This window comes from Pseudomonas sp. B111, assembly GCF_026428275.1.
In the GTDB taxonomy this organism is placed as follows: domain Bacteria; phylum Pseudomonadota; class Gammaproteobacteria; order Pseudomonadales; family Pseudomonadaceae; genus Pseudomonas; species Pseudomonas aeruginosa.
The window spans coordinates 1,126,887-1,147,028 of sequence record NZ_CP097857.1; the positions used below are offsets into that span (position 1 = coordinate 1,126,887).

19 protein-coding genes are annotated in these 20,142 nt (G+C 67.1%); 9 read left to right on the plus strand and 10 right to left on the minus strand.

Annotated elements, in window-relative coordinates; translation table 11 throughout:
- Positions 1-41: 41 nt before the first annotated feature.
- The 3 genes from M6E97_RS05150 (at position 42) to M6E97_RS05160 (ending at position 2,777) form a co-directional block, all read left to right on the plus strand.
- Positions 42-1,436, plus strand: coding sequence for a substrate-binding domain-containing protein (locus M6E97_RS05150; RefSeq protein ID WP_003139062.1), 1,395 nt, complete (start codon positions 42-44; stop codon positions 1,434-1,436).
- A gap of 149 nt (positions 1,437-1,585) precedes the next feature.
- Positions 1,586-2,629, plus strand: coding sequence for a TerC family protein (locus M6E97_RS05155; protein WP_022580463.1), 1,044 nt, complete (start codon positions 1,586-1,588; stop codon positions 2,627-2,629).
- Positions 2,586-2,777, plus strand: coding sequence for a hypothetical protein (locus M6E97_RS05160; protein ID WP_003089995.1), 192 nt, complete (start codon positions 2,586-2,588; stop codon positions 2,775-2,777). The genes M6E97_RS05155 and M6E97_RS05160 overlap by 44 nt, the downstream gene beginning before the upstream one ends.
- A gap of 42 nt (positions 2,778-2,819) precedes the next feature.
- Here the strand turns inward: M6E97_RS05160 and M6E97_RS05165 are convergent, their stop codons facing one another.
- On the minus strand, positions 2,820-4,049 hold the full coding sequence (locus tag M6E97_RS05165; protein ID WP_003089998.1) for an acyl-CoA dehydrogenase: 1,230 nt from the start codon (positions 4,047-4,049) through the stop codon (positions 2,820-2,822).
- 173 nt (positions 4,050-4,222) lie between these two features.
- Here M6E97_RS05165 and M6E97_RS05170 point away from each other — a divergent pair, with 173 nt between their 5' ends.
- Positions 4,223-5,155 (plus strand): LysR family transcriptional regulator, encoded by a 933-nt coding sequence (locus tag M6E97_RS05170; protein WP_003090000.1) that lies wholly within the window; start codon positions 4,223-4,225, stop codon positions 5,153-5,155.
- Positions 5,156-5,272: 117 nt separating this feature from the next.
- On the opposite strand, the gene M6E97_RS05175 is transcribed toward M6E97_RS05170, so the two are convergent.
- From M6E97_RS05175 to M6E97_RS05200, 6 genes are all read right to left on the minus strand, one after another.
- Positions 5,273-6,400 (minus strand): acyl-CoA dehydrogenase family protein, encoded by a 1,128-nt coding sequence (locus M6E97_RS05175; protein ID WP_033938714.1) that lies wholly within the window; start codon positions 6,398-6,400, stop codon positions 5,273-5,275.
- A 28-nt stretch (positions 6,401-6,428) separates the two neighbouring features.
- The gene (locus tag M6E97_RS05180) at positions 6,429-7,619 is read right to left on the minus strand and encodes an acetyl-CoA C-acyltransferase (RefSeq protein WP_003108823.1); all 1,191 of its coding nucleotides are present in this window, start codon (positions 7,617-7,619) and stop codon (positions 6,429-6,431) included.
- 17 nt (positions 7,620-7,636) lie between these two features.
- Positions 7,637-8,404, minus strand: coding sequence for a 3-hydroxyacyl-CoA dehydrogenase (locus tag M6E97_RS05185; RefSeq protein WP_003090005.1), 768 nt, complete (start codon positions 8,402-8,404; stop codon positions 7,637-7,639).
- A gap of 19 nt (positions 8,405-8,423) precedes the next feature.
- Positions 8,424-10,091 carry an acyl-CoA synthetase gene (locus M6E97_RS05190; protein WP_034005388.1) on the minus strand — a complete coding sequence of 556 codons (1,668 nt, stop codon included), beginning with the start codon at positions 10,089-10,091 and terminating at the stop codon, positions 8,424-8,426.
- A gap of 176 nt (positions 10,092-10,267) precedes the next feature.
- Positions 10,268-11,353, minus strand: coding sequence for an AraC family transcriptional regulator (locus M6E97_RS05195; protein ID WP_034005389.1), 1,086 nt, complete (start codon positions 11,351-11,353; stop codon positions 10,268-10,270).
- Positions 11,354-11,421: 68 nt separating this feature from the next.
- Positions 11,422-13,116: an AMP-binding protein gene (locus tag M6E97_RS05200; protein WP_034005390.1), complete on the minus strand. Its 1,695-nt coding sequence runs from the start codon at positions 13,114-13,116 to the stop codon at positions 11,422-11,424.
- A gap of 220 nt (positions 13,117-13,336) precedes the next feature.
- Here M6E97_RS05200 and M6E97_RS05205 point away from each other — a divergent pair, with 220 nt between their 5' ends.
- Entirely contained in the window at positions 13,337-14,029 is a 693-nt protein-coding gene (locus M6E97_RS05205) for an MgtC/SapB family protein (RefSeq protein WP_003102512.1), read from the plus strand.
- Between the two features lie 136 nt (positions 14,030-14,165).
- A complete protein-coding gene (locus M6E97_RS05210; RefSeq protein ID WP_011666632.1) occupies positions 14,166-14,312 on the plus strand; it encodes a PSPA7_2676 family Cys-rich small protein in 147 nt (48 codons plus the stop codon).
- A 39-nt stretch (positions 14,313-14,351) separates the two neighbouring features.
- Here the strand turns inward: M6E97_RS05210 and M6E97_RS05215 are convergent, their stop codons facing one another.
- Positions 14,352-14,894, minus strand: a complete 543-nt coding sequence (locus M6E97_RS05215; protein WP_003139045.1) for a DUF4946 domain-containing protein — start codon at positions 14,892-14,894, stop codon at positions 14,352-14,354.
- A gap of 318 nt (positions 14,895-15,212) precedes the next feature.
- On the opposite strand from M6E97_RS05215, the gene srfA reads away from it, so the two are divergent.
- Complete coding sequence (gene srfA, locus M6E97_RS05220; RefSeq protein WP_003090022.1) at positions 15,213-15,443, plus strand: stress response facilitator SrfA; 231 nt, start codon at positions 15,213-15,215, stop codon at positions 15,441-15,443.
- 74 nt (positions 15,444-15,517) lie between these two features.
- On the opposite strand, the gene M6E97_RS05225 is transcribed toward srfA, so the two are convergent.
- A complete protein-coding gene (locus M6E97_RS05225; RefSeq protein WP_003090024.1) occupies positions 15,518-15,805 on the minus strand; it encodes a hypothetical protein in 288 nt (95 codons plus the stop codon).
- Between the two features lie 258 nt (positions 15,806-16,063).
- Here M6E97_RS05225 and ctpH point away from each other — a divergent pair, with 258 nt between their 5' ends.
- Positions 16,064-17,680, plus strand: coding sequence for a methyl-accepting chemotaxis protein CtpH (gene ctpH / locus M6E97_RS05230; RefSeq protein WP_034005392.1), 1,617 nt, complete (start codon positions 16,064-16,066; stop codon positions 17,678-17,680).
- Between the two features lie 124 nt (positions 17,681-17,804).
- Here ctpH and M6E97_RS05235 read toward each other — a convergent pair whose 3' ends face one another.
- Positions 17,805-18,299, minus strand: coding sequence for an anti-virulence regulator CigR family protein (locus M6E97_RS05235; protein ID WP_031631194.1), 495 nt, complete (start codon positions 18,297-18,299; stop codon positions 17,805-17,807).
- A gap of 349 nt (positions 18,300-18,648) precedes the next feature.
- On the opposite strand from M6E97_RS05235, the gene M6E97_RS05240 reads away from it, so the two are divergent.
- On the plus strand, positions 18,649-20,136 hold the full coding sequence (locus tag M6E97_RS05240; RefSeq protein ID WP_034005394.1) for a SulP family inorganic anion transporter: 1,488 nt from the start codon (positions 18,649-18,651) through the stop codon (positions 20,134-20,136).
- Positions 20,137-20,142 lie beyond the last annotated feature (6 nt).

A 20,142-nucleotide genomic window follows, 5' to 3' on the forward strand; every position in this document is an offset into this window, starting at 1 on the left:
GACTTAATCTCGCCGGCAAATTCCCTTCCCCATAGAAGACGATGCCCGCGATGCCACACCGCCAGCGCGCCAGTGACAAAGACCTCTGGAGCCGTACCCTGAGCCTGGTTTTCCTCGGATTCCTCTGTTACGCCTTCCCCTGGTCGGTATTCGCCGCCCCCTTGCCGATCCCCACGGACGACACGCCGGCGCTGCGCATCCAGGGTTCCAACACCATCGGCGCGAAGCTCCTGCCGGCCCTGGTCGAGGGCCTGATGGAAGAGGAAGGCCTGGAGGATATCCGCCGTACCCCCGGAGAACGGGAAAACGAACTCCATCTGCTCGGCAAGAGCCGCGACGGCCGCCTGGTGAGGGTGGAGCTATCCGCCCACGGTTCGAGCACCGGCTTCGCCGCCCTCCTCGAACGCCACGCCGAACTCGCCGCGGCCTCGCGTCCCGTCAAGGACAGCGAAGTTCGCGCCCTGGCCGGCTTCGGCGACCTGCGCAGCCCATATGCCGAGCAGGTGATCGCCATCGACGGACTGGCGATCATCCTGCATCCGGACAACCCGCTGGCCTCGCTGGACACCGCGCAACTGGCGGCGGTGTTCGCCGGCGAGGTGCGTACCTGGGAAGAACTGGGCGGCAAGGGCGGCGCCATCCGCCTGTACGCTCGCGACGAGCAGTCCGGCACCTACGACACCTTCAAGGAACTGGTGCTGGCCAGTCACGGCAAAAGCCTGGCCAGCGACGCCCGCCGCTTCGAATCCAACGATCGGCTGGCGGCCGCGGTGAGCGCCGATCCGCACGCCATCGGCTTCGTCGGCATCGCGTCGGTGGGCCGGGCCCGCGCCTTGGCCATCGCCGACGGCGAATCGCTGCCGATGGCGCCCCAGGAAAGCCTGATCGCCACCGAGGACTACCCGCTGTCGCGCCGCCTGTTCCTCTACCTGAAGCCCGGCGAGAAGAACCCCTGGGCCCAGGCCCTGGTACGTTTCGCCCAGGGCCCGCGCGGCCAGGCGATCGTCACCCGCAGCGGCTTCGTCGCGCAGAAGATCCAGGCGGTGCAGATCGCACCGCGCCCGCAGATGCCCGCCGAATACCGCAAGCTCGCGGAACAGGCGCGGCGCCTGACGGTGAACTTCCGCTTCCAGGAAGGCAGCGCGCTGCTCGACAACAAGGCACTGCTCGACGTACAGCGTTTGCTGGACTACCTGCGGCAAAATCGGAAGTTGCAGGAGCGCACCGTGCTGGTGGGCTTCGGCGATCCCAAGTCCGACGCCGAGCGTTCGGTCCTGCTTTCGCGTCTGCGCGCCATGGCCGTGCGCCGCGAACTGGCCCGCGGCGGCGTGAGTTTCCGCGAGATCGCCGGCTTCGGCGACGAGTTGCCGGTCGCCAGCAACGACCAGGAACTGGGCCGACAGAAGAACCGGCGGGTGGAAGTCTGGGTCTACTGAACGCTGTAGCACTTTGTAACCTCGCCGTTTTGCCGGCGCCCGGAGCCTGGTTTATTTTTTCCGAGTGACTGCGGGCCCCTCTGACGGTAAGCAATTGCCGCCATGTCGGAGTCACATGACCATCCGACAATTCGAAGCGAGGGGGCCCAATGGCAGCTCTGCATGCATTTCTCACCGAACCGTTCCTCGGTACGGCTATCTGGTTCTGGCTGGCCTTCCTGGCCATCGTCATCGTTCTCCTGGTCCTCGACCTCGGCGTGCTGCAACGCGACCACCACGAAATCGGCGTGCGCGAAAGCCTGCTGCTGTCCGCCGGCTACTTCGCCTGCGGCCTGGCCTTCGGCGGCTGGGTCTGGTACGCCTTCGGCCCCACCAGCGCGGTGGAGTACTACACCGGCTTCCTGGTCGAACAGTCGCTATCGATGGACAACGTGTTCGTCATGGCGATGATCTTCAGTTTCTTCGGCATCCCCCGCCGCTACCAGCACCAGGTGCTGTTCTGGGGCATCCTCGGCGCCATCGTCCTGCGGGCCATCATGATCGGCCTGGGCGCCGCGCTGGTGAAGGAATTCGACTGGATCATGTACGTGTTCGGCGCCTTCCTGCTGTTCAGCGGCGTGAAGATGCTGTTCAACAAGCACGAGGAAGAACCCGACCTGGAGCACAACCCGGTGCTGCGCTTCCTGCGCAAGCACATGCGGGTGACCAAGGAACTGCACGAGCATCACTTCTTCGTCCGCCTGCCGGACGCCAACGGCAAGCTGGTGCGCTACGCCACCCCGCTGTTCTTCGCCCTGGTGCTGATCGAGCTGGCCGACCTGGTGTTCGCGGTGGACAGCGTGCCGGCGATCTTCGCCATCACCCAGGACCCGTTCATCGTCTACACCTCGAACATCTTCGCCATCCTCGGCCTGCGCGCCCTGTACTTCTCGCTGGCGGCGATGATCCACCGCTTCGTCTACCTGAAATACGCCCTGGCCCTGGTGCTGGTGTTCATCGGTGCGAAGATCATGCTCCACGGTGTGATCGGCAAGATTCCCGCCGGCCTCTCGCTTGGCGTAACCTTCGGCCTGCTGGCGGGCGGTATCCTGCTCTCCCTGCTGAAGACCCGCACGCCGAAAGCCACCGTCGAGGACAAGGCCGAACCGAATGCCGAACACGCTCTGGATCGAACGTCTGGACACCCACGCTGAACCTTTCTGGCGGGTCCGCCTCGGCACGCGTGGGATCTGCTTCCGCAACGAGCGGGCGGCCCGCGAGTTCGCCGCCCTGCTGCACAGCCGTCGCGCGTGGCAGCTGGAACGCAACGCCGAGGAAAAAGGGGCGGACTCCCCGGAATGAAAAAGGCCCGCACCCGCGGGCCTTTCCCCTATACCACAGCCGTCAGCGGCTGCTGCGCAGCATCTCCCTGGGCACGTACTTGCCCAGCTCGAACTTGCCGATCGCCGCGCGGTGCACCTCGTCCGGACCGTCGGCCAGGCGCAGGGTGCGCTGCATGGCGTACCAGTAAGCCAGCGGGAAGTCGTTGGAAACCCCGGCGCCACCGTGCATCTGGATCGCCCGGTCGATCACCTTCAACGCCACGTTGGGCGCCACCACCTTGATCTGGGCGATTTCGCTCTGGGCGATCTTGTTGCCCACGGTATCCATCATGTAGGCGGCCTGCAGGGTCAGCAGGCGCGCCATGTTGATCTCCATCCGCGAGTCGGCGATGTGGTCGATGTTGCCGCCCAGGCGCGCCAGCGGCTTGCCGAACGCGGTACGGCTGACCGCGCGCTTGCACATCAGTTCGAGGGCGCGCTCGGCCATGCCGATGGAGCGCATGCAGTGGTGGATGCGGCCCGGGCCGAGGCGCCCCTGGGCGATCTCGAAACCGCGGCCCTCGCCGAGGATGACGTTCTCGTAGGGCACCCGCACGTTCTCGAACAGCACTTCGGCATGGCCATGCGGCGCGTCGTCGTAGCCGAACACCGGCAGCGGACGGAGGATCTTCACCCCGGGGGTGTCGACCGGTACCAGGATCATCGAGTGCTGCTGGTGGCGCGGCGCGTCCGGGTTGGTCAGGCCCATGAAGATCAGGATCTTGCAGCGCGGATCGCAGGCGCCGGAGGTCCACCACTTGCGTCCGTTGATCACCCAGTCGTCGCCCTGGCGCTCGGCGCGCGCCTCCATGTTGGTGGCGTCGGACGAGGCCACGCCCGGTTCGGTCATGGCGAAGGCCGAGCGGATCTCGCCGCTCAGCAGCGGTTCCAGCCAGGTGCGCTTCTGCTCCTCGCTGCCGTAGCGCACCAGCACCTCCATGTTGCCGGTATCCGGCGCGGCGCAGTTGAAGGGTTCCGGCCCGATCAGCGAACGGCCCATGATTTCCGCCAGCGGCGCGTATTCGTGGTTGGCCAGCCCGGCACCGTACTCGGACTCGGGCAGGAACAGGTTCCACAGCCCTTCGGCCTTGGCCTTGGCCTTCAGCTCTTCCATGATCGCCGTCGGCTGCCAGCGGTCGCCCTCGGCGACCTGGCGCTCGAACACGGCTTCGGCGGGATAGACATGCGCTTCCATGAACGCGCTGACGCGTTCACGCAGCTCCTGGACCTTGGGGGAATAGGCGAAATCCATGGGGGATACCTTCTGACGGGTTGGCAGGCGAGGCATCGGACAAAGGCGCTGGTAACGATGCCGGAACAGGGCTTAAGATTTGCCCAGTCTATTTTTTCCGTCCATGAACATTCATGATCCATATGGGGGTCATCCAAGCCCCCAATAACAAGAAAAGTCGCGGAGCCAGTGCCATGAACCTGAACAAAGTCGACCTGAACCTGTTCATCGTGTTCGATGCGATCTATACCGAAGCCAACCTGACCCGCGCCGGGCAGATCGTCGGCATCACCCAGCCAGCCGTATCCAACGCCCTTTCCCGCCTGCGCGAGACCTTCAACGACCCGCTGTTCGTGCGCACCGCCCAGGGCATGGTGCCGACCCCGATGGCGCAGAACATCATCGGCCCGGTGCGCAACGCGCTGCAGTTGCTGCGGGTTTCGGTGCAGGAGAGCCGCAGCTTCGATCCGCAGCAGGCGAACAAGACCTACCGCATCAGCATGACCGACCTCACCGAAGCGGTCATCCTCCCCCCGCTGTTCCAGCGCTTGCGCCGCCTGGCGCCGAACGTGCATATCGAGAGCTTCCTCGCCAAGCGCCGCGAAACCACCAAGGAACTCGCCGCCGGCCGCCTCGACTTCGCCGTCGACGCGCCGCTGAACACCGATCCCCAGGTGCGCCACGTCAAGCTGATGGAGGACCGCTACGTCTGCGCCATGCGCCGCGGCCACCCACTGGCGGGCAAGCCGAAGCTGGCCCTGGACGATTACCTGGGCCTGACCCACATCCATATTTCCAGCCGCCGCAGCGGCCTCGGCTACATCGACCTGGCGCTGGGCAAGATGGGCATCCAGCGCAAGATCGCGCTGCGCTCGCAGCACTACCTGATGGCCTCCACGGTGGTCCAGCAGACCGACATGGCGATGACCGTGCCGGAACGCTTCGCCCGTCACCACGACCTGCACTACGCGGTGCTGCCGGTGAGCGACGTGCCAAAGCTGGAAACCCACCTGTACTGGCACGAGAGCACCGACCAGGACCCGGCCAACCGCTGGATGCGCGAACAGATCATCGAGCTGTGCCAGCAGGTCACCGCGCGCGAGAACAAGGCGGCACAGCCGGCGTGAGCGCCTGCCAAGGGGCGTAGGGCGAACGAGGCCACAGTCGTTTGCTTCCGAGGTGCCTCAGCGCGCCCTCTCCCTGAAGGGAGAGGGCGCCGTTGCGGAAACGACGGATAGTCGCCGCTACAGGCTGCGCGCGATCACCAGGCGCTGCACGTCGCTGGTGCCCTCGTAGATCTGGCAGACCCGCACGTCCCGATAGATGCGCTCCACCGGGAAGTCCTTGAGATAGCCGTAGCCACCGAGGGTCTGGATCGCCGCGGAGCAGACTTCCTCGGCCATCTCCGAGGCGAACAGCTTGGCCATCGAGGCTTCGGTCAGGCACGGCAGGCCGGCTTCGCGCAGGCTGGCGGCGTGGTGGACCATCTGCCGCGCCACGGCGATGCGGGTGGCCATGTCGGCCAGGCGGAAGGCCACCGCCTGGTGCTCGATGATCGGCTTGCCGAAGGTTTCCCGCTCGTGGGCGTAGTCGCGCGCCGCCTCGAACGCCGCGCGCGCCATGCCGATCGCCTGGGCGGCGATGCCGATGCGGCCGCCTTCGAGGTTGGCCAGGGCGATGCGGTAGCCCTCGCCCTCCTCGCCCAGGCGCAGCGTGGCCGGGATACGCAGGTCGTTGAAGGCCAGCTGGCAGGTGTCCGAGGCGTGCTGGCCGAGCTTGTCCTCGATCCGCACCACCTCGTAGCCGGGCGTGTCGGTGGGCACGATGAACGCGCTGATGCCGCGCTTTCCGGCATCCGGATCGGTGACCGCGAAGACGATCACCATCCCCGCGTGGCTGCCCGAAGTGATGAACTGCTTGGCACCGTTCAGCACGTAGTGGTCACCGTCGCGGCGGGCGCGGGTCTTCAGGAAGCTCGCGTCGGAACCGGCCTGCGGCTCGGTCAGGGCGAAGGCGCCGAGCATCGAACCCTGGGCCAGCGGACGGAGGAAGCGCTCCTTCTGCTCGGCGCTGCCGAACTTGTGGATCGGCATGCAGCCGACCGAGTTGTGCACGCTCATGATGGTCGAGCAGGCGCCGTCGCCAGCGGCGATCTCCTCGAGGGCCATGGCGTAGGCCAGGTGCCCGGTCTGCGCGCCGCCCCATTCCTCGGGCACCAGCATGCCGAGGAAGCCGAGGTCGGCCATCTCGCGGATCGCCTCGGCCGGGAAACGGTGCTCGCGGTCCCAGTCGGCGGCGAACGGTTTCAGCCGTTCCTGGGCGAACTGCCGCGCCATGTCACGGATCTGGATCTCTTCTTCGCAGGGAATCATCGCGGGTTCCTCTTCTTCACTGCCTGCATCAGCGCAAGCGCTCGACGGCGATCGCGGTCGCCTCGCCGCCGCCGATGCAGACCGCCGCCACGCCGCGTTCCAGGTCGTACTGCTGCAGGGCGTTGAGCAGGGTCACGACGATCCGCGCGCCGGACGCGCCGATCGGATGGCCCAGCGCACAGGCGCCGCCGTGGACGTTGAGGCGCTCGTGGGACAGGTCGAGGTCGCGCATTGCCGCCATGCCGACCACGGCGAAGGCTTCGTTGACCTCGAACAGGTCGACCTCGCCCAGCGACCAGCCGGTACGCTGCATCAGGCGCTTCACCGCACCGACCGGCGCGGTGGGGAACAGGTTCGGCGCGTCGGCGAACGAAGCATGCCCACGAATCGCCGCCAACGGCGCGAGCCCGCGTCGCTCGGCCTCGGAAAGGCGCATCAGGACCAGCGCGGCGGCGCCGTCGGAAATCGAACTGGAGTTGGCCGCGGTCACCGTGCCGCCTTCGCGGAACGCCGGCTTCAGGGTCGGGATCTTGTCCAGCCGGGCCTTCGGCGGCTGCTCGTCGCTATCCACCAGGCGCTCGGTCTTGCCGGCGGTGACCGTCAGCGGCACGATCTCGGCCTGGAAGCGCCCGTCGCGCATGGCTTGCTGCGCGCGGGTCAGCGAGGCCACGGCGAACTCGTCCTGTGCTTCGCGGGTGAAGCCGTAGGCCTCGGCACAGTCCTCGGCGAAGGTGCCCATCAGGCGGCCCTTGTCGTAGGCGTCTTCGAGGCCGTCGAGGAACATGTGGTCGAGCACCTTGCCGTGGCCCATGCGGTAGCCGCTACGGGCGCGCTCCAGCAGGTAGGGCGCGTTGGACATGCTTTCCATGCCCCCGGCCAGCGCGACCCCGGCGCTGCCGGCGAGCAACGTGTCATGGGCGAGCATCAGCGCCTTCATGCCCGAGCCGCACATCTTGTTCAGCGTCGAGCACGGCGTGCCGCGCGCCAGCCCGGCGCCAAGCACCGCCTGGCGCGCCGGCGCCTGGCCCTGGCCGGCGGCGAGCACGCAGCCGAGCACGGCCTCGTCCACTTCGTCGGCTTGCAGGCGCGCCCGCTCCACCGCGGCGCGCACCGCCGCGGCGCCGAGGGTAGCGGCGTTGACGTCCTTGAAGTCGCCGAGGAAGCCGCCCATCGGGGTGCGGACGGCGCTGACGATGACGATCGGATCTTCGCGGGTCATGGGATCTTCCTCCTGTATTAGCGGGCGGCCATGCGGATGGCGCCGTCGAGGCGAATCACTTCGCCGTTGAGCATGCTGTTCTCGATGATCTGCCGGACCAGCGCGGCGTATTCGTCCGGACGCCCCAGGCGCGGCGGGAACGGCACGCTGGCGCCGAGGGAGTCGCGCACCTCCTGGGGCATGCCGGCCATCATCGGTGTCTCGAAGATGCCCGGGGCGATGGTCATCACTCGGATGCCGAAGCGCGCCAGCTCGCGGGCGATGGGTAGGGTCATGCCGACCACCCCGCTCTTCGAGGCGGAATAGGCGGCCTGGCCAATCTGCCCGTCGAACGCCGCCACCGAGGCGGTATTGACGATCACCCCGCGCTCGCCGCCCTCGTCCGGCTGGCCCTGGGACATGGCCTCGGCGGCCAGGCGCAGCATGTTGAAGCTGCCCACCAGGTTGATGTCGATGACCCGGCGGAAACTCTCCAGGGCATGGATGCCATTGCGTCCGAGGACCTTCTCGGCCGGCGCCACGCCCGCGCAATTGGCCAGGCCATGGAGGCCGCCGAAGGCCTCCAGTGCAGTGGCCACGGCCTGGCGGCCGTCGGCCTCGCTGGCGATGTCGGCCCTGACGAAGCGCGCCTGGGCGCCAAGCTCGGCGGCCTTGGCCGCGCCGGCCTCGGCGTTGATGTCGGCCAGCACCACCTTACCGCCCTGCTCCACCAGCATCTTCGCGGTGGCGGCGCCGAGCCCGGAGCTACCGCCGGTGACCAGGAACACTCGATTTTCGATACGCACGTCGTTTTCTCCTGCTGAATCAGTTCGCGGCGGCCGCCCGTGGGGCCGCCTCGCGTTGCCGGGCGATCTCCTGGTTGCGCAGGAGAAAGCGCTGGATCTTGCCGCTGGGGGTCTTCGGCAGTTCCTCGAGGAACTCGATCTCCCGCGGGTAGGCGTGCGCCGACAGGCGCTGGCGCACGTATCGCTGCAGTTCGTCCGCCAGTTCCGGCGTCGGCCGGTGGCCGGCGCAGAGCACGACGAAGGCCTTGACCAGTTCGGTGCGCTCCGGGTCGGGCTTGCCGATCACCGCCGCCTCCATCACTGCCGGGTGTTCGATCAGCGCGCTCTCCACATCGAACGGGCCGACCCGGTAGCCAGAGGTGGTAATGACGTCGTCGGCGCGGCCGACGAAGCTGATGCTGCCGTCTTCGTTGAGTTCGACGGTATCGCCGCTCAGGTAGTAGTCGCCGACGAAGGCTGCGGTTTCCAGGCCCTGGTAGCCGGGGAACCACATCAGCGGCGAACGCCGCCGGTCGAGGGCGAGGATGCCCGGCTGGCCGGGCGGCAGTTCGTTGAGATCGTCGTCCAGCACTACCACCCGGTGCCCGGGACAGGCGAATCCGGCGGCGCCGACCCGCACCGGATGCGCCAGGGCATGGTGGTTGCACAGCACCATGCCCAGCTCGGTCTGCCCGTAATGATCGTGGATGGTGGTGCCGAGCCTGTCGGCGAACCAGCGGATCACCTCCGGCGTCAACGGCTCGCCGGCGCTGCTGACCGCGCGCAGGCGCCCCTTCAGCGCAGTTTCCGCGGCCGCGCCGGCGGCCATCAGCAGGCGATAGGCGGTGGGCGATCCGGCGAGGTTGGTGATGCCGTAGTCACGGATGATCCGACAGGTGCTTTCCACGCTGAACGGCCCTTCGTAGAAGGTGGTCGGATGGCCCATGGCGAGGGGACCGGCAACCGCGTAGTAGAGGCCGTAGGCCCAGCCCGGATCGGCGAGGTTCCAGAAGGCGTCCTCGGGGCGCAGGTCCACCGCCTCGCGCAGGTAGCCGACGAAGGCGAGGATCGCCTTGAGCGGCACCGGCACCGGTTTGGCCAGGCCGGTGGTGCCGGAGGTGAACATCATCAGGAACGGATCCTCGCCGCTGCGCGGAACCGGCTCGAATTCGGCCGGATAGCGCTCCAGCTCGGCCCAGAAGCTGAAATCGCCGCGACGGATGCCCTGCCCCTTCGGTCCGCCGACGGTGACGGCCAGAGGCGGATCGGCGAGTTCGTCGAGCTTGTCGCGGTTGGCCGCATCGGTGACCAGCACCTTGCTGCCGGCGGTCACCACGCGGTGTTCGATGGCCTTCGGGCCGAAGGCGGTGAACAGCGGCTGGTACACCGCGCCCAGGCGCCAGGCGCCGAGGATGGTGACCAGCAGCTCGGGCGTGCGCGGCAACAGGCCGGCGACGCAGTCGCCCGGGCGTACGCCCTGGGCCTGGAGGAAATTGGCGAAACGTCCGGAGAGCGCTTTCAGCTCACTGAAGGTATAGCTGGCGCGACTGCCATCCTTGCCCTCCCAGAACAACGCGATCCGACCCGGCAGGGCATGCCGGTCGCAGCATTCGACGCAGGCGTTGAGCGCCTGGAGCGTGCCGGAAAGCGTGGCGGCGGCGGTCCGCTGCAAGTCGAACCCGGCGGCAGTGGTGGCGTAGTCGCGCATTGCAGGACTCCTCGGCTTGTTTTTGTATGGAGTAGCTGGAATCTTCACGCCGTGGCTGGCGCGGGGCAATGTCGAAAGGCTTCAATCTGCCTGAGCGGTTTGGACAATCCGGGCTGGCTGCCTGTCCCCCCGAACCGTTCGCGACATACCGCGGATGACGCTGCGCGGCATTCGCCCTATCGACGGCCGAGCGTTTCGGACAAGACGCCTGACGATTCGGCCGACGCGGTTTCCGCCGCGACCTGCGCCCGGTACTGCCCGGGGGTCGAGCCGGTCCACTTCTTGAACGCCTTGTGGAACGCGCTGCCATCGGCGAAGCCCAGCTCCAGCGCCAGTTCGGCGAAATTCGCCGCGCCGGCGTCCAGCCGCGCGATGGCCAGGTCGCGGCGGACCTGGTCCTTCAGCGCCTGGTAGCTCTGCCCTTCCAGGGACAGCTTGCGGCGCAGGGTCGAGGGCGCCATGAAGAAATGCCCGGCGAGCGCGTCCGCGTCCGGCCAGCGTCCCGGCCGCAGGCTGCGCAGGTAGGCCTTGATCCGCGCCGCCAGGCTCTGCGGATCGCGATAGCGGACCAGGATGTTGGCCGGCGCGCCGAGCAGGAAGCGCCGCAGCTCCCGCTTGTCGCGGCGGACCGGCAGAGCCAGGCAGTCGGCATTGAACAGCAGGCGGCTGAGGGGACGGGAGAAACGCAGGTTGTCGCTGAACATCACCCGGTAGTCCTCGATGTAGTCCGGCTGCGGACAGCGCAGGTCGATGGCCAGGATCGGGATGCGCCGGCCGACCAGCCAGCAGGCCAGGCCATGGGTGATCATCCACAGGGTGAAGTAGGACAGCGCTCGCCCGTACCGGCCCGGCGCCTCGTCGAGGACGATTTCCGCCAGGCCGCCGCGGCGCTGCAGGCGCGGCTGGAAGTCGTCGAACTGCAGGCAGAGGAATCGCAGGATGCCGGTCAGCGCCGGTTCCAGGGTCTGCTCGTGGATCGCGCAGCGGCTCATGAAAGCGAAGCTGCCACTCTTCAGGCGCCGCGCGTCCATGCCGAAGAACTCGTCGTCCATGCGCCGAGCCAGATCCAGCCAGAGCCGCGAATAGGCGTGCGAGGTGACCCGCGCGTAGGGTTTGCCGAGCAGCTGCGGATCGATACCGGCGGCCTGGAGGACCTTCCCCTCCTCGCCGCCCTGCCGGCGCCACTCCACCAGCGCCTCGCCGACCAGGCGCACCGAGATGGTGCCCTTGGTGCTCGCCTGAGTCTCGCCGTCGTTCTTCACCCGTCCTTCTCGCCTCGCTGCGCGCCGCCCGCCACCTTAGCGCAGGAGCGGGGCGCGGCTCCATCCTCTCAATCGCGCCCCTCGCGCAGCGCGAGCAGGCGAATCTCTTCGATGCTGACCTCGCGCATGCGGAACTTCTGGATCTTGCCGGTAACGGTCATCGGGAACTCGTCGACGAACCTGAAGTGGCGCGGGATCTTGAAGTGAGCGATACGCGCCTTGCAGAACGCCCGCAACTGTTCGTCATCGGCGTGGTGGCCCGGATGCAGCTTGATCCAGGCGACGATTTCCTCGCCATAGCGCTCGTCGGGGATGCCGATCACCTGCACGTCGGCCACCGCCGGGTGAGTGAAGAAGAACTCCTCCAGTTCGCGCGGATAGATGTTCTCGCCGCCGCGGATGATCATGTCCTTGCTGCGCCCGACGATCCGCACGTAGCCGTCGTCGTCCATCACCGCCAGGTCGCCGGTGTGCATCCAGCGCGCCGGGTCGATGGCCTCGGCGGTGGCCTGGGGGTCGTTCCAGTAGCCGAGCATCACGCTGTAGCCGCGGGTGCACAGCTCGCCGATCTCGCCGCGCGGCACCACCCTGCCCGTCTGGTCGACGATCTTGCTCTCCAGCCTCGGCTGGGTGCGTCCGACAGTGGTCACGCGCAGCTCCAGGCCATCGTCCGGACCGGTCTGCAGCGACACCGGGCTGGTCTCGGTCATGCCGTAGGCGATCTGCACCTCGGCCATGTGCATGTCGCCAATGACCCGCCGCATCACCTCGATCGGGCAGGTGGCGCCGGCCATGATTCCGGTGCGCAGGCTGGAAAGGTCGAATTCGCGGCGGCGCGGATGATCCAGCTCGGCGATGAACATGGTCGGTACCCCGTACAGCGCGGTGGCGCGCTCCTCGGCCACGGCCAGCAGGGTCGCCTCGGCGTCGAAGCTGGGCGCCGGGTAGATCATGGTCGAGCCGTGGGTGACGCAGCCGAGGTTGCCCATCACCATGCCGAAGCAGTGATACAGCGGCACCGGGATCACCAGGCGGTCTTCCGCGCCGAGTCCGAGGCTTTCGCCGACCATGTAGCCGTTGTTGAGGATGTTGTAGTGGCTGAGGGTGGCGCCCTTGGGGAAGCCGGTGGTACCGGAGGTGTACTGGATGTTGATCGGCTCGTCGAACTGTAGCGAGGCCTGGCGCTGGCGCAGTTCCTCGGCGCCTACCGCGGCGGCCAGCCCCGGCAGGCCCTGCCAGTGCAGGAAGCCCGCCGGCGCCCGCTCGGCCAGGCTGATCACGCCGCGCAGCTCCGGCAGGCGCTCGCTGGCCAGTTCGCCCGGACGCGCCCGCGCCAGCTCCGGCAGCAGGTCGCCGAGCATCGCGTGGTAGTCGCTGGTCTTGAAGGCGTCGGCGCAGATCAGCCAACTGCAACCGGACTGCTTGAGAGCGTATTCCAGCTCGCTGCTGCGGTATGCCGGGTTGATATTCACTAGGACCGCACCGACCTTGGCGCTGGCGAACTGGGTAATGCACCATTCGGCGCAGTTCGGCGCCCAGATCCCCAGGCGCTCGCCGGGGCGCAGGCCCAGGGCGATGAAGGCGCGGGCGTAGGTATCGACCCGCTCCGCCAGTTGCCGCCAGTTGTAGCGCAGGCGTTGATGCCGCACCACCAGCGCCTCGCGCTCGGCATGATGCGCGACGGTGGCATCGAAGGCGTCGCCGACGGTGGTCGCCAGCAAGGCGACATCCTGGCGACCCGAGGTATAGCTCGGCTGATTCATGGCTTTCCCTTGTTGTGGTTGTTCTGGGAATGTCGCTGAACCGTCGTCCTGCGCCGCCGGGGCGCTACGACGGACACCGGCGAACGGTGTCGGTGAAGTCGATGAGCATGTTTACGTTAACGTAAAGGTAAACGCAAGAGGCTTGTCCGCCCGGGGCCGCTGGTCCCGGCGTGAACCAGCGGAACGGCGTACAATGGGCGGTTTTTCACAGGAGCACAGCATGACCCCGGAAATCGCCATCGGCCTGGTGACGGCCCTCGGCCTCGGTGCGCTGGTCGGTCTCGAGCGGCAATGGCGACAACGCTCTTCCGGCATGGCCACCCACGCGATGGTCGCACTCGGTGCGGCCAGCTTCTCGATCCTGCCGCTGTTGCTCGACAACGAGGTCAGCGTGACCCGCATGGCGGCCCAGGTAGTCAGCGGCATCGGTTTTCTCGGCGCCGGCGTGATCATGCGCGACGGCCTCAGCGTACGCGGCCTGAGCACTGCGGCGAGCATCTGGAGCACCGGCGCGATCGGCGTACTGGCCGGCAGCGGTTTCATCCTGGCGGCCTGCATGACGACCGCGCTGATCGTCATCGCCAACCTGTTCCTGCCCGCTCTCGGCCGGGTGGTGGACCGCCACACCTCGGGCGAGGCCGAGCAGGAGCGCTTCTACCAGATCAGCGTGTCCTGCGAGGCGCGCAACGAAGCGCTGGTGCGCATGCAGTTGCTGCAACGCATGGGCGACAACCGCCTGAACCTGCAGAGCTTGGAAAGCCACGCGCTGAAAGGCAGCGGCAACGTAGAAGTGAACGCCGTGGTGTTCACCCTGCACAAGGAGGATTCGCTGGTGGAACAGATGGTCGGCGAGCTGTGCCTGGCACCGCAGGTCACCGCCGCCAGTTGGGTGATGAATCCCGCCGCGGAATGAACCGGCGAATTTAGGTTGCCCATTCTAGACGCTTCGCCGCAGGCTTTTCCCACCTCCAGACAAGAACAAGCCGGAGTGAACCACACCACCACTGCCTGTTTCGTGGACGGGGCGAGCCGCCCCGCGGGGAGGAGTCATGCGCTTGCGTTGTTTCTTGCGAGGTTGCCGCTGGGACGAAGGTAGCCTGGTCACGGTAGGCCCCGACCTGATGCTGCGCCAACGTTGCCGGCGTTGCGGCGCCCAGCGCTATCTCAGCGTCGAGGCACCGCCCGAGGAAGCCTGAGCGACGCCGGTCGCGTCCAGGCGTCGAGCGGCTGGCCCTTCAGCGCAGGACCAGGCTGGCCCGGGTGCGCAGGTAGCTCTGCCGGTAGACCACGCTGTTGGCCGGACTGGCGGTATATACCAGGGAGTACATCGCGCGCTGTCCCAGGGCCATCGCCACGATCTGGGTCAGCAGCACCTCGTTGCCCTGGCTGATCCGGCAGTGGGTCTCCAGCGATGCCAGGCCGCCGAGGTTCGAGCGGATCGGCGTGGTGCAGCGCGAGCCCAGCCCGGCCTTGCGGTAGCCCGATTGGACGACATCGAAGACACTCTGGAACTGGCCGTCGATCTCCACCGACTCCTCTTCCATCATCTTCAGGCTGAGCAACTCGATGCTGGCTTCCTTCTCGCCTCCCGGCCCGAGCTTGGTCGCCAGTTGCCGGGAGCCCAGTTGCTCCACGTCGCGGGCCTCGGGTGGGATGCTCTCGGTGATCACCTGCCAGCCGGCCGGCCAGTCGACCTCGGGCTGATAGCCACTGCTGGCGCAACCCGCCACAAGCCCCGCCACTACCACCAGCGCCAAGCCGGACGCCTTGCTTCTCATAGCATTTCCTTACTCGCAAAACCCATCGGAGGGAAAGGTCGGACCTGTCGCCATGGCGCCGTCCGCGCAGTCTCCGAGCCCATGGCGACAACGTTCCCAGCTTACCGGAGAGACGGCGAGCGCCAAGGCGCAAGCCTGAACAAGCTAGCCGACTTGGCGAGGAACGCACAAATTTCATCGGCTGGCGTACAGGTATGGGACATCGGTACCAATAGCGAAGTCGCGCAATCCGTCAGTTTTTTTTGAATTTTTGCCATTGGAAAAAGTCTGTTCAGCGCAGCGTTTTTCCAAGTCCCATCCGGCCCGCAAGGAGAACCCATGGCTGAACCCCAGGACAAGTACACCCGGCGCACAGGTAGGACCTGGGCGGACGACCAGGCGACCTACAACCGTCTGCGCGAAGAAGCCGACGCCGCTCGCCAGAAGCTGCGCGAAAGCGGCTACAGCGGCGCCGAGTACGACCAGTTGCGTCAAGCCGCCTTCGATCTCAACCGCAAGGCCAACCAGTACTGGGAGCAGATGCTCAGCGACCTGCGCCAGGAAGACTGATCAGCGCCACGCCGGGAGACTGCCGCTCTCGGCCCGCACACCCCCTCCACTCTTTGCGTGCTCCTGGCGTCGGCTCATTCGGGCGCATCCGGGTATTGCACCTCGTCCAGCAGGCGAAACCCCACGCTGTCGGCGTCCAGCGCGCCGAGCAGCTCGATCTGTCGATCGATGTCCTGGTTGATATTGGCCAACTGGCCGATGAAGGCATTGGCCGCCTGGCGGGTGCCAGGGTCGGAGCTGCGCGACAGCTCGAAGCCGAGCTGGGTCAGGGCGGCAGCCAAGTGAGCGAGATTGCGCACACTCAACGAGTGCAACTGGCGGGAAACGGCCTGTTCATCCTGAACGGTGGGAGGGACATCCATGAGTCAGATCCTTCGACTGGCACAATGTGACATTCGTCACAGAGATTAACCGAAGCCCCGCAGAACATCCATGCCAGCTATTTCCCTTCGTCGGCTCTGGCCCGGCCCCTGCGTCGTCCTCAAGTTGTCAGATCCGCTGTCGATACTCTGCGAGCCGGAACACGCGCCACGCCCGCCTCGCCGGGCCACAGGGACGTCCTCGGCTGCCTCGTCGCAGCCTGCGTGCCGGTCCAACCTGGCAATCCATTGAGGCGTTCCATGCTGCAACAATCCCTACGTGCGCAAATCCTTGTCCTGCTCGGCGGCAGCCTGGCGGCGCTGCTACTCATAGCCCTGGCCTGCTTCGGCTCGCTGACCGGCGACGTACGCGCCTACCGCGAGCTGCTCGGCGGCCCCGTGCGGGCGGCGCAACTGATCGACGAGGCCAACCTGCAATTCCGCGGCCAGGTCCAGGAATGGAAGAACGTCCTGCTGCGCGGACGCCAGGCAGAGGCCCAGACGAAATACTGGAGCCAGTTCGAAGCCCAGGAGCGAGCGGTGCAGGACATCCTCGGGCGCCTGGGCAGCGTGGCCGAAGGCGAGTTGAAGGATCGTGCCGAGCGCCTGCGCGAAGAGCACCGGCGACTCGGTACGGCTTACCGACAAGGCAGGCAACGGTTCCTCGAGGCGGGCGCCGACCCCATCGCCGGCGACCAGGCGGTGACCGGCATCGACCGCGCCACCACCGCGCAGATGCAGGCCCTGCGCGACGAACTGCACCAGGCCAGTGATCTCCATTCCTCCTCCATCAGCGCGGAGGCCCGGCGCACCATGCTGCTCGGCAGCCTGGTGCTGATCGGCGCCAGCCTGGCCGTCGCCCTGCTCAGCCTGTGGCTGGTCAACCGCAACCTGGTCCGTCCGGTGCAACGCCTGATCGAGCACATCGCCCAGCTCAGCCATGGCGACTTCGGCGAGCGCATCGAGATCCGGCGCAAGGACGAACTCGGCAAGCTGGCCCTGGCCGCCAACACCCTGCGCGACTTCCTGGTGGACATCTTCGACCGGCTGCGGCGCAGTACCCGCGACCTGGACAGCGCCAGCGGCTCGCTGAACGCGATCGCCAGCCTGATGGCGGCCGGTACCCGCGAGCAGTTCAGCCGCACCGACCAGGTCGCCACGGCGATGCAGGAAATGTCCGCCACCGCCCAGGAAGTGGCGCGCTACGCCGGCGACGCGGCCAGGGCCGCCGACGAGGCGGACGATTCCGCCCAGCGCGGCGAAGACGTGATGGAAGAAACGATTCGCAGCATCGGCGAGATGCGCAAGGAGATCGACCATACGGTGGAGGTCATCCGCCAATTGGAAAGCGATAGCGGCAGGATCGGCAAGGTCCTCGACGTGATCCGTGGCATCGCCGAGCAGACCAACCTGCTCGCTCTCAACGCGGCCATCGAAGCCGCCCGCGCCGGCGATGCCGGCCGTGGCTTCGCGGTGGTCGCCGACGAGGTCCGCACCCTGGCGCAGCGCACCGCCGAGTCCATCGCCGAGATCCACCAGATCATCGATACCGTGCAGAGCGGCGCGGTGAATGCCGCGCGCGCCATCGAAAGCGGGCAGTCGCGCAGCGAGGCCGGCGCCGAGCAGGTTGCCAACGCCGGCGCCATGCTGCGCCAGATCACCGCCTCGGTGGAGGCGATCCGCGACATGAACCGCCAGATCGCTACCGCTGCCGAGGAGCAGACCGCCGTGGCCGAGGACATTTCCCGCAACCTCACGGAAATCGCCTCGATCGCCTCCAGCAACCAGGAACAGGTGGAGCAGACCGAAGCCGCCAGCCGTGATCTCCACAGCCTCTCCGCGCAACTGGGCGATGCCCTGCAACGCCTGCGGGCCTGACCTGGGGTAAGAAAAGGACTTCCACGAGGTAGGGCGGACAAGCGCAACACGGTTATCCGCCACTCCAACGGGGCCCGTCGGATAGCGCCTATGGCGCTACCCGCCCTGCACAGCCAAGGCCCGCTCAGTCGAGAGCGTTGTCCAGCACTTCGTAGATCAGCCCGGTCGCCACCGCCACCAGCAGCAGGTCGGTGCCGGCCTGCATCCACTCGTAGCCGTCGTAGTGCGGCAGCCGGCCGAGCAGGCGGCCGTCGAGTTTCCTGGCGATGCCGGGCGGCAGCGGCTTGCCGCGCGCCAGGTTCTTCTGGATGCCGGGCGGCAGGGCCGGTCCCGGGTTCCAGTAGCCGCGGTTGTCGCCGAGGATCACCCGTACCCCGCCGACGTCGATGCGCGGCCCCGAGTCCCGGTTGCCGCCGCCGTTGCCCTTCTGGCCGGAGCCGCCGCCCTTGTTGCCGGGGCCGCCCTGGTTGCCTTTGTTGCCCTTGTCAGCCTTTCCGCCGTCCATCTGGTTGCCATGCGGATTGCCCTTGCCATTGCCCGGGTCGGCCAGGACGGCAGGCGTACCGCCGAGCAGAGACAGGCTCATGACCAGCGCCAGCACAGAACGAGTGTTGAACATGATGATGTTCTCTCCATGCAAGGACGATCCCTCGATAGCTTAGAACCGTTTCGCCTGTTTGATTCAGCGCCACCGATTGCGCCCCCAGGGAATGTCCGGAGTAGAGCTTGGTCGGGCCTATCGAATCGGCTATGCTGCCGCTCCCTGCAAGCGACCACCCGCACTCCCCGATGACCTGGCTGCCCACTCCGCCATAGCCATGCCTGCCCCTTCCGGCAACGGTCCGAACGACCGCGGCCAGCGTTCGTTCGCCTGAACGCCTGTCGTCATCCCTAGTTTTTTCAATGCCATCCCACGGCCCGCACCGTCGACCGACGGCACGGGCCGCGCCTCGTCCCTGGATATCCCGATGCTACAGACGCTGAAACAGAACTGGTTCTCCAATATTCGCGGCGACCTGCTCGCCGGCCTGGTCGTCGCCCTGGCGCTGATCCCCGAGGCCATCGCCTTCTCCATCATCGCCGGGGTCGACCCGAAGATCGGCCTGTACGCCTCCTTCAGCATGGCGGTGGTGATCGCCTTCGCCGGCGGCCGTCCGGGAATGATCTCCGCCGCTACCGGCGCCATGGCGCTGCTGATGGTCAACCTGGTGAAGGACCACGGCCTGCAATACCTGCTGGCGGCGACCCTGCTCTGCGGCGTGCTGCAGATACTCGCCGGCTACCTGCGCCTGGGCTCGCTGATGCGCTTCGTCTCGCGCTCGGTGGTGACCGGTTTCGTCAATGCCCTGGCGATCCTCATCTTCATGGCCCAGCTACCCGAACTCACCGATGTCGGCTGGCCGGTCTACGCGATGACCGCTGCGGGCCTGGCGATCGTCTACGGCTTCCCGCACCTGCCACGGATCGGCCGGCTGCTGCCCTCTCCGCTGGTATGCATCCTGGTCCTCACCGGCATATCCATCTACCTGGGCCTGGACATCCGCACCGTCGGCGACATGGGACAGTTGCCCGACAGCCTGCCGCTGTTCCTCTGGCCGGACGTGCCGCTGAACCTCGACACCCTGCTGATCGTCCTGCCCTACTCCGCCGCCCTGGCGGTGGTCGGCCTTCTGGAGTCGCTGATGACCGCCACCATCGTCGACGAGATGACCGACACCGGCAGCGACAAGAACCGCGAATGCAAGGGCCAGGGGCTGGCGAACATCGCCACCGGCCTGCTCGGCGGCATGGCTGGCTGCGCGATGATCGGCCAGTCGGTGATCAATGTTAAATCCGGCGGGCGCAGCCGACTCTCGACCCTGGTGGCCGGCGTCGCGCTGCTGCTGATGGTGGTGTTCCTCAGCGACTGGGTCGGGCGGATTCCCATGGCGGCCCTGGTGGCGGTGATGATCATGGTGTCCATCGGCACCTTCCGCTGGGAGTCGATCCGCAACCTGAAGCGCTACCCGCTATCGACCAACCTGGTCATGCTGGTGACGGTCGGCGTGGTCCTCGCCACCCACAACCTGGCCTTCGGCGTGGTCGCCGGCGTTCTCCTGGCCTCGCTGTTCTTCGCCAACAAGATCGGGCACTACCTCGATATCGACAGCGAACGCTCCGCCGACGGCACCCGCCGCCACTACCAGGTGAGCGGGCAGGTGTTCTTCGCGTCGTCCGGCAGGTTCGTCGCTGCCTTCGACCTGAAAGAGACGCTGGAGCATGTGCTCATCGACCTGCGCCACGCCCACCTGTGGGACGTCACCGCCGTCGCGGCACTGGACAAGGTGGTCCTGAGCTTTCGCCAGCGCGGCGTGCAGGTCGACGTGCTGGGCCTGAACGCCGCCAGCGCGACCCTGGTCGATCGCTTCGGCGCCTACGACAAGCCGGGCGCAGTGGACATTCTCTCCGATCACTGAAACGCC

Excerpts from the sequence above, each read along its gene's own strand:
- M6E97_RS05150 (WP_003139062.1), top strand. The coding sequence starts at position 42 with ATGCCCGCGATGCCACACCGCCAGCGCGCCAGTGACAAAGACCTCTGG.
- M6E97_RS05155 (WP_022580463.1), top strand. The coding sequence starts at position 1,586 with ATGGCAGCTCTGCATGCATTTCTCACCGAACCGTTCCTCGGTACGGCT.
- M6E97_RS05160 (WP_003089995.1), top strand. The coding sequence starts at position 2,586 with ATGCCGAACACGCTCTGGATCGAACGTCTGGACACCCACGCTGAACCT.
- M6E97_RS05165 (WP_003089998.1), bottom strand. The coding sequence starts at position 4,049 with ATGGATTTCGCCTATTCCCCCAAGGTCCAGGAGCTGCGTGAACGCGTC.
- M6E97_RS05170 (WP_003090000.1), top strand. The coding sequence starts at position 4,223 with ATGAACCTGAACAAAGTCGACCTGAACCTGTTCATCGTGTTCGATGCG.
- M6E97_RS05175 (WP_033938714.1), bottom strand. The coding sequence starts at position 6,400 with ATGATTCCCTGCGAAGAAGAGATCCAGATCCGTGACATGGCGCGGCAG.
- M6E97_RS05180 (WP_003108823.1), bottom strand. The coding sequence starts at position 7,619 with ATGACCCGCGAAGATCCGATCGTCATCGTCAGCGCCGTCCGCACCCCG.
- M6E97_RS05190 (WP_034005388.1), bottom strand. The coding sequence starts at position 10,091 with ATGCGCGACTACGCCACCACTGCCGCCGGGTTCGACTTGCAGCGGACC.
- M6E97_RS05200 (WP_034005390.1), bottom strand. The coding sequence starts at position 13,116 with ATGAATCAGCCGAGCTATACCTCGGGTCGCCAGGATGTCGCCTTGCTG.
- M6E97_RS05205 (WP_003102512.1), top strand. The coding sequence starts at position 13,337 with ATGACCCCGGAAATCGCCATCGGCCTGGTGACGGCCCTCGGCCTCGGT.
- M6E97_RS05210 (WP_011666632.1), top strand. The coding sequence starts at position 14,166 with ATGCGCTTGCGTTGTTTCTTGCGAGGTTGCCGCTGGGACGAAGGTAGC.
- M6E97_RS05215 (WP_003139045.1), bottom strand. The coding sequence starts at position 14,894 with ATGAGAAGCAAGGCGTCCGGCTTGGCGCTGGTGGTAGTGGCGGGGCTT.
- srfA (WP_003090022.1), top strand. The coding sequence starts at position 15,213 with ATGGCTGAACCCCAGGACAAGTACACCCGGCGCACAGGTAGGACCTGG.
- M6E97_RS05225 (WP_003090024.1), bottom strand. The coding sequence starts at position 15,805 with ATGGATGTCCCTCCCACCGTTCAGGATGAACAGGCCGTTTCCCGCCAG.
- ctpH (WP_034005392.1), top strand. The coding sequence starts at position 16,064 with ATGCTGCAACAATCCCTACGTGCGCAAATCCTTGTCCTGCTCGGCGGC.
- M6E97_RS05235 (WP_031631194.1), bottom strand. The coding sequence starts at position 18,299 with ATGTTCAACACTCGTTCTGTGCTGGCGCTGGTCATGAGCCTGTCTCTG.
- M6E97_RS05240 (WP_034005394.1), top strand. The coding sequence starts at position 18,649 with ATGCTACAGACGCTGAAACAGAACTGGTTCTCCAATATTCGCGGCGAC.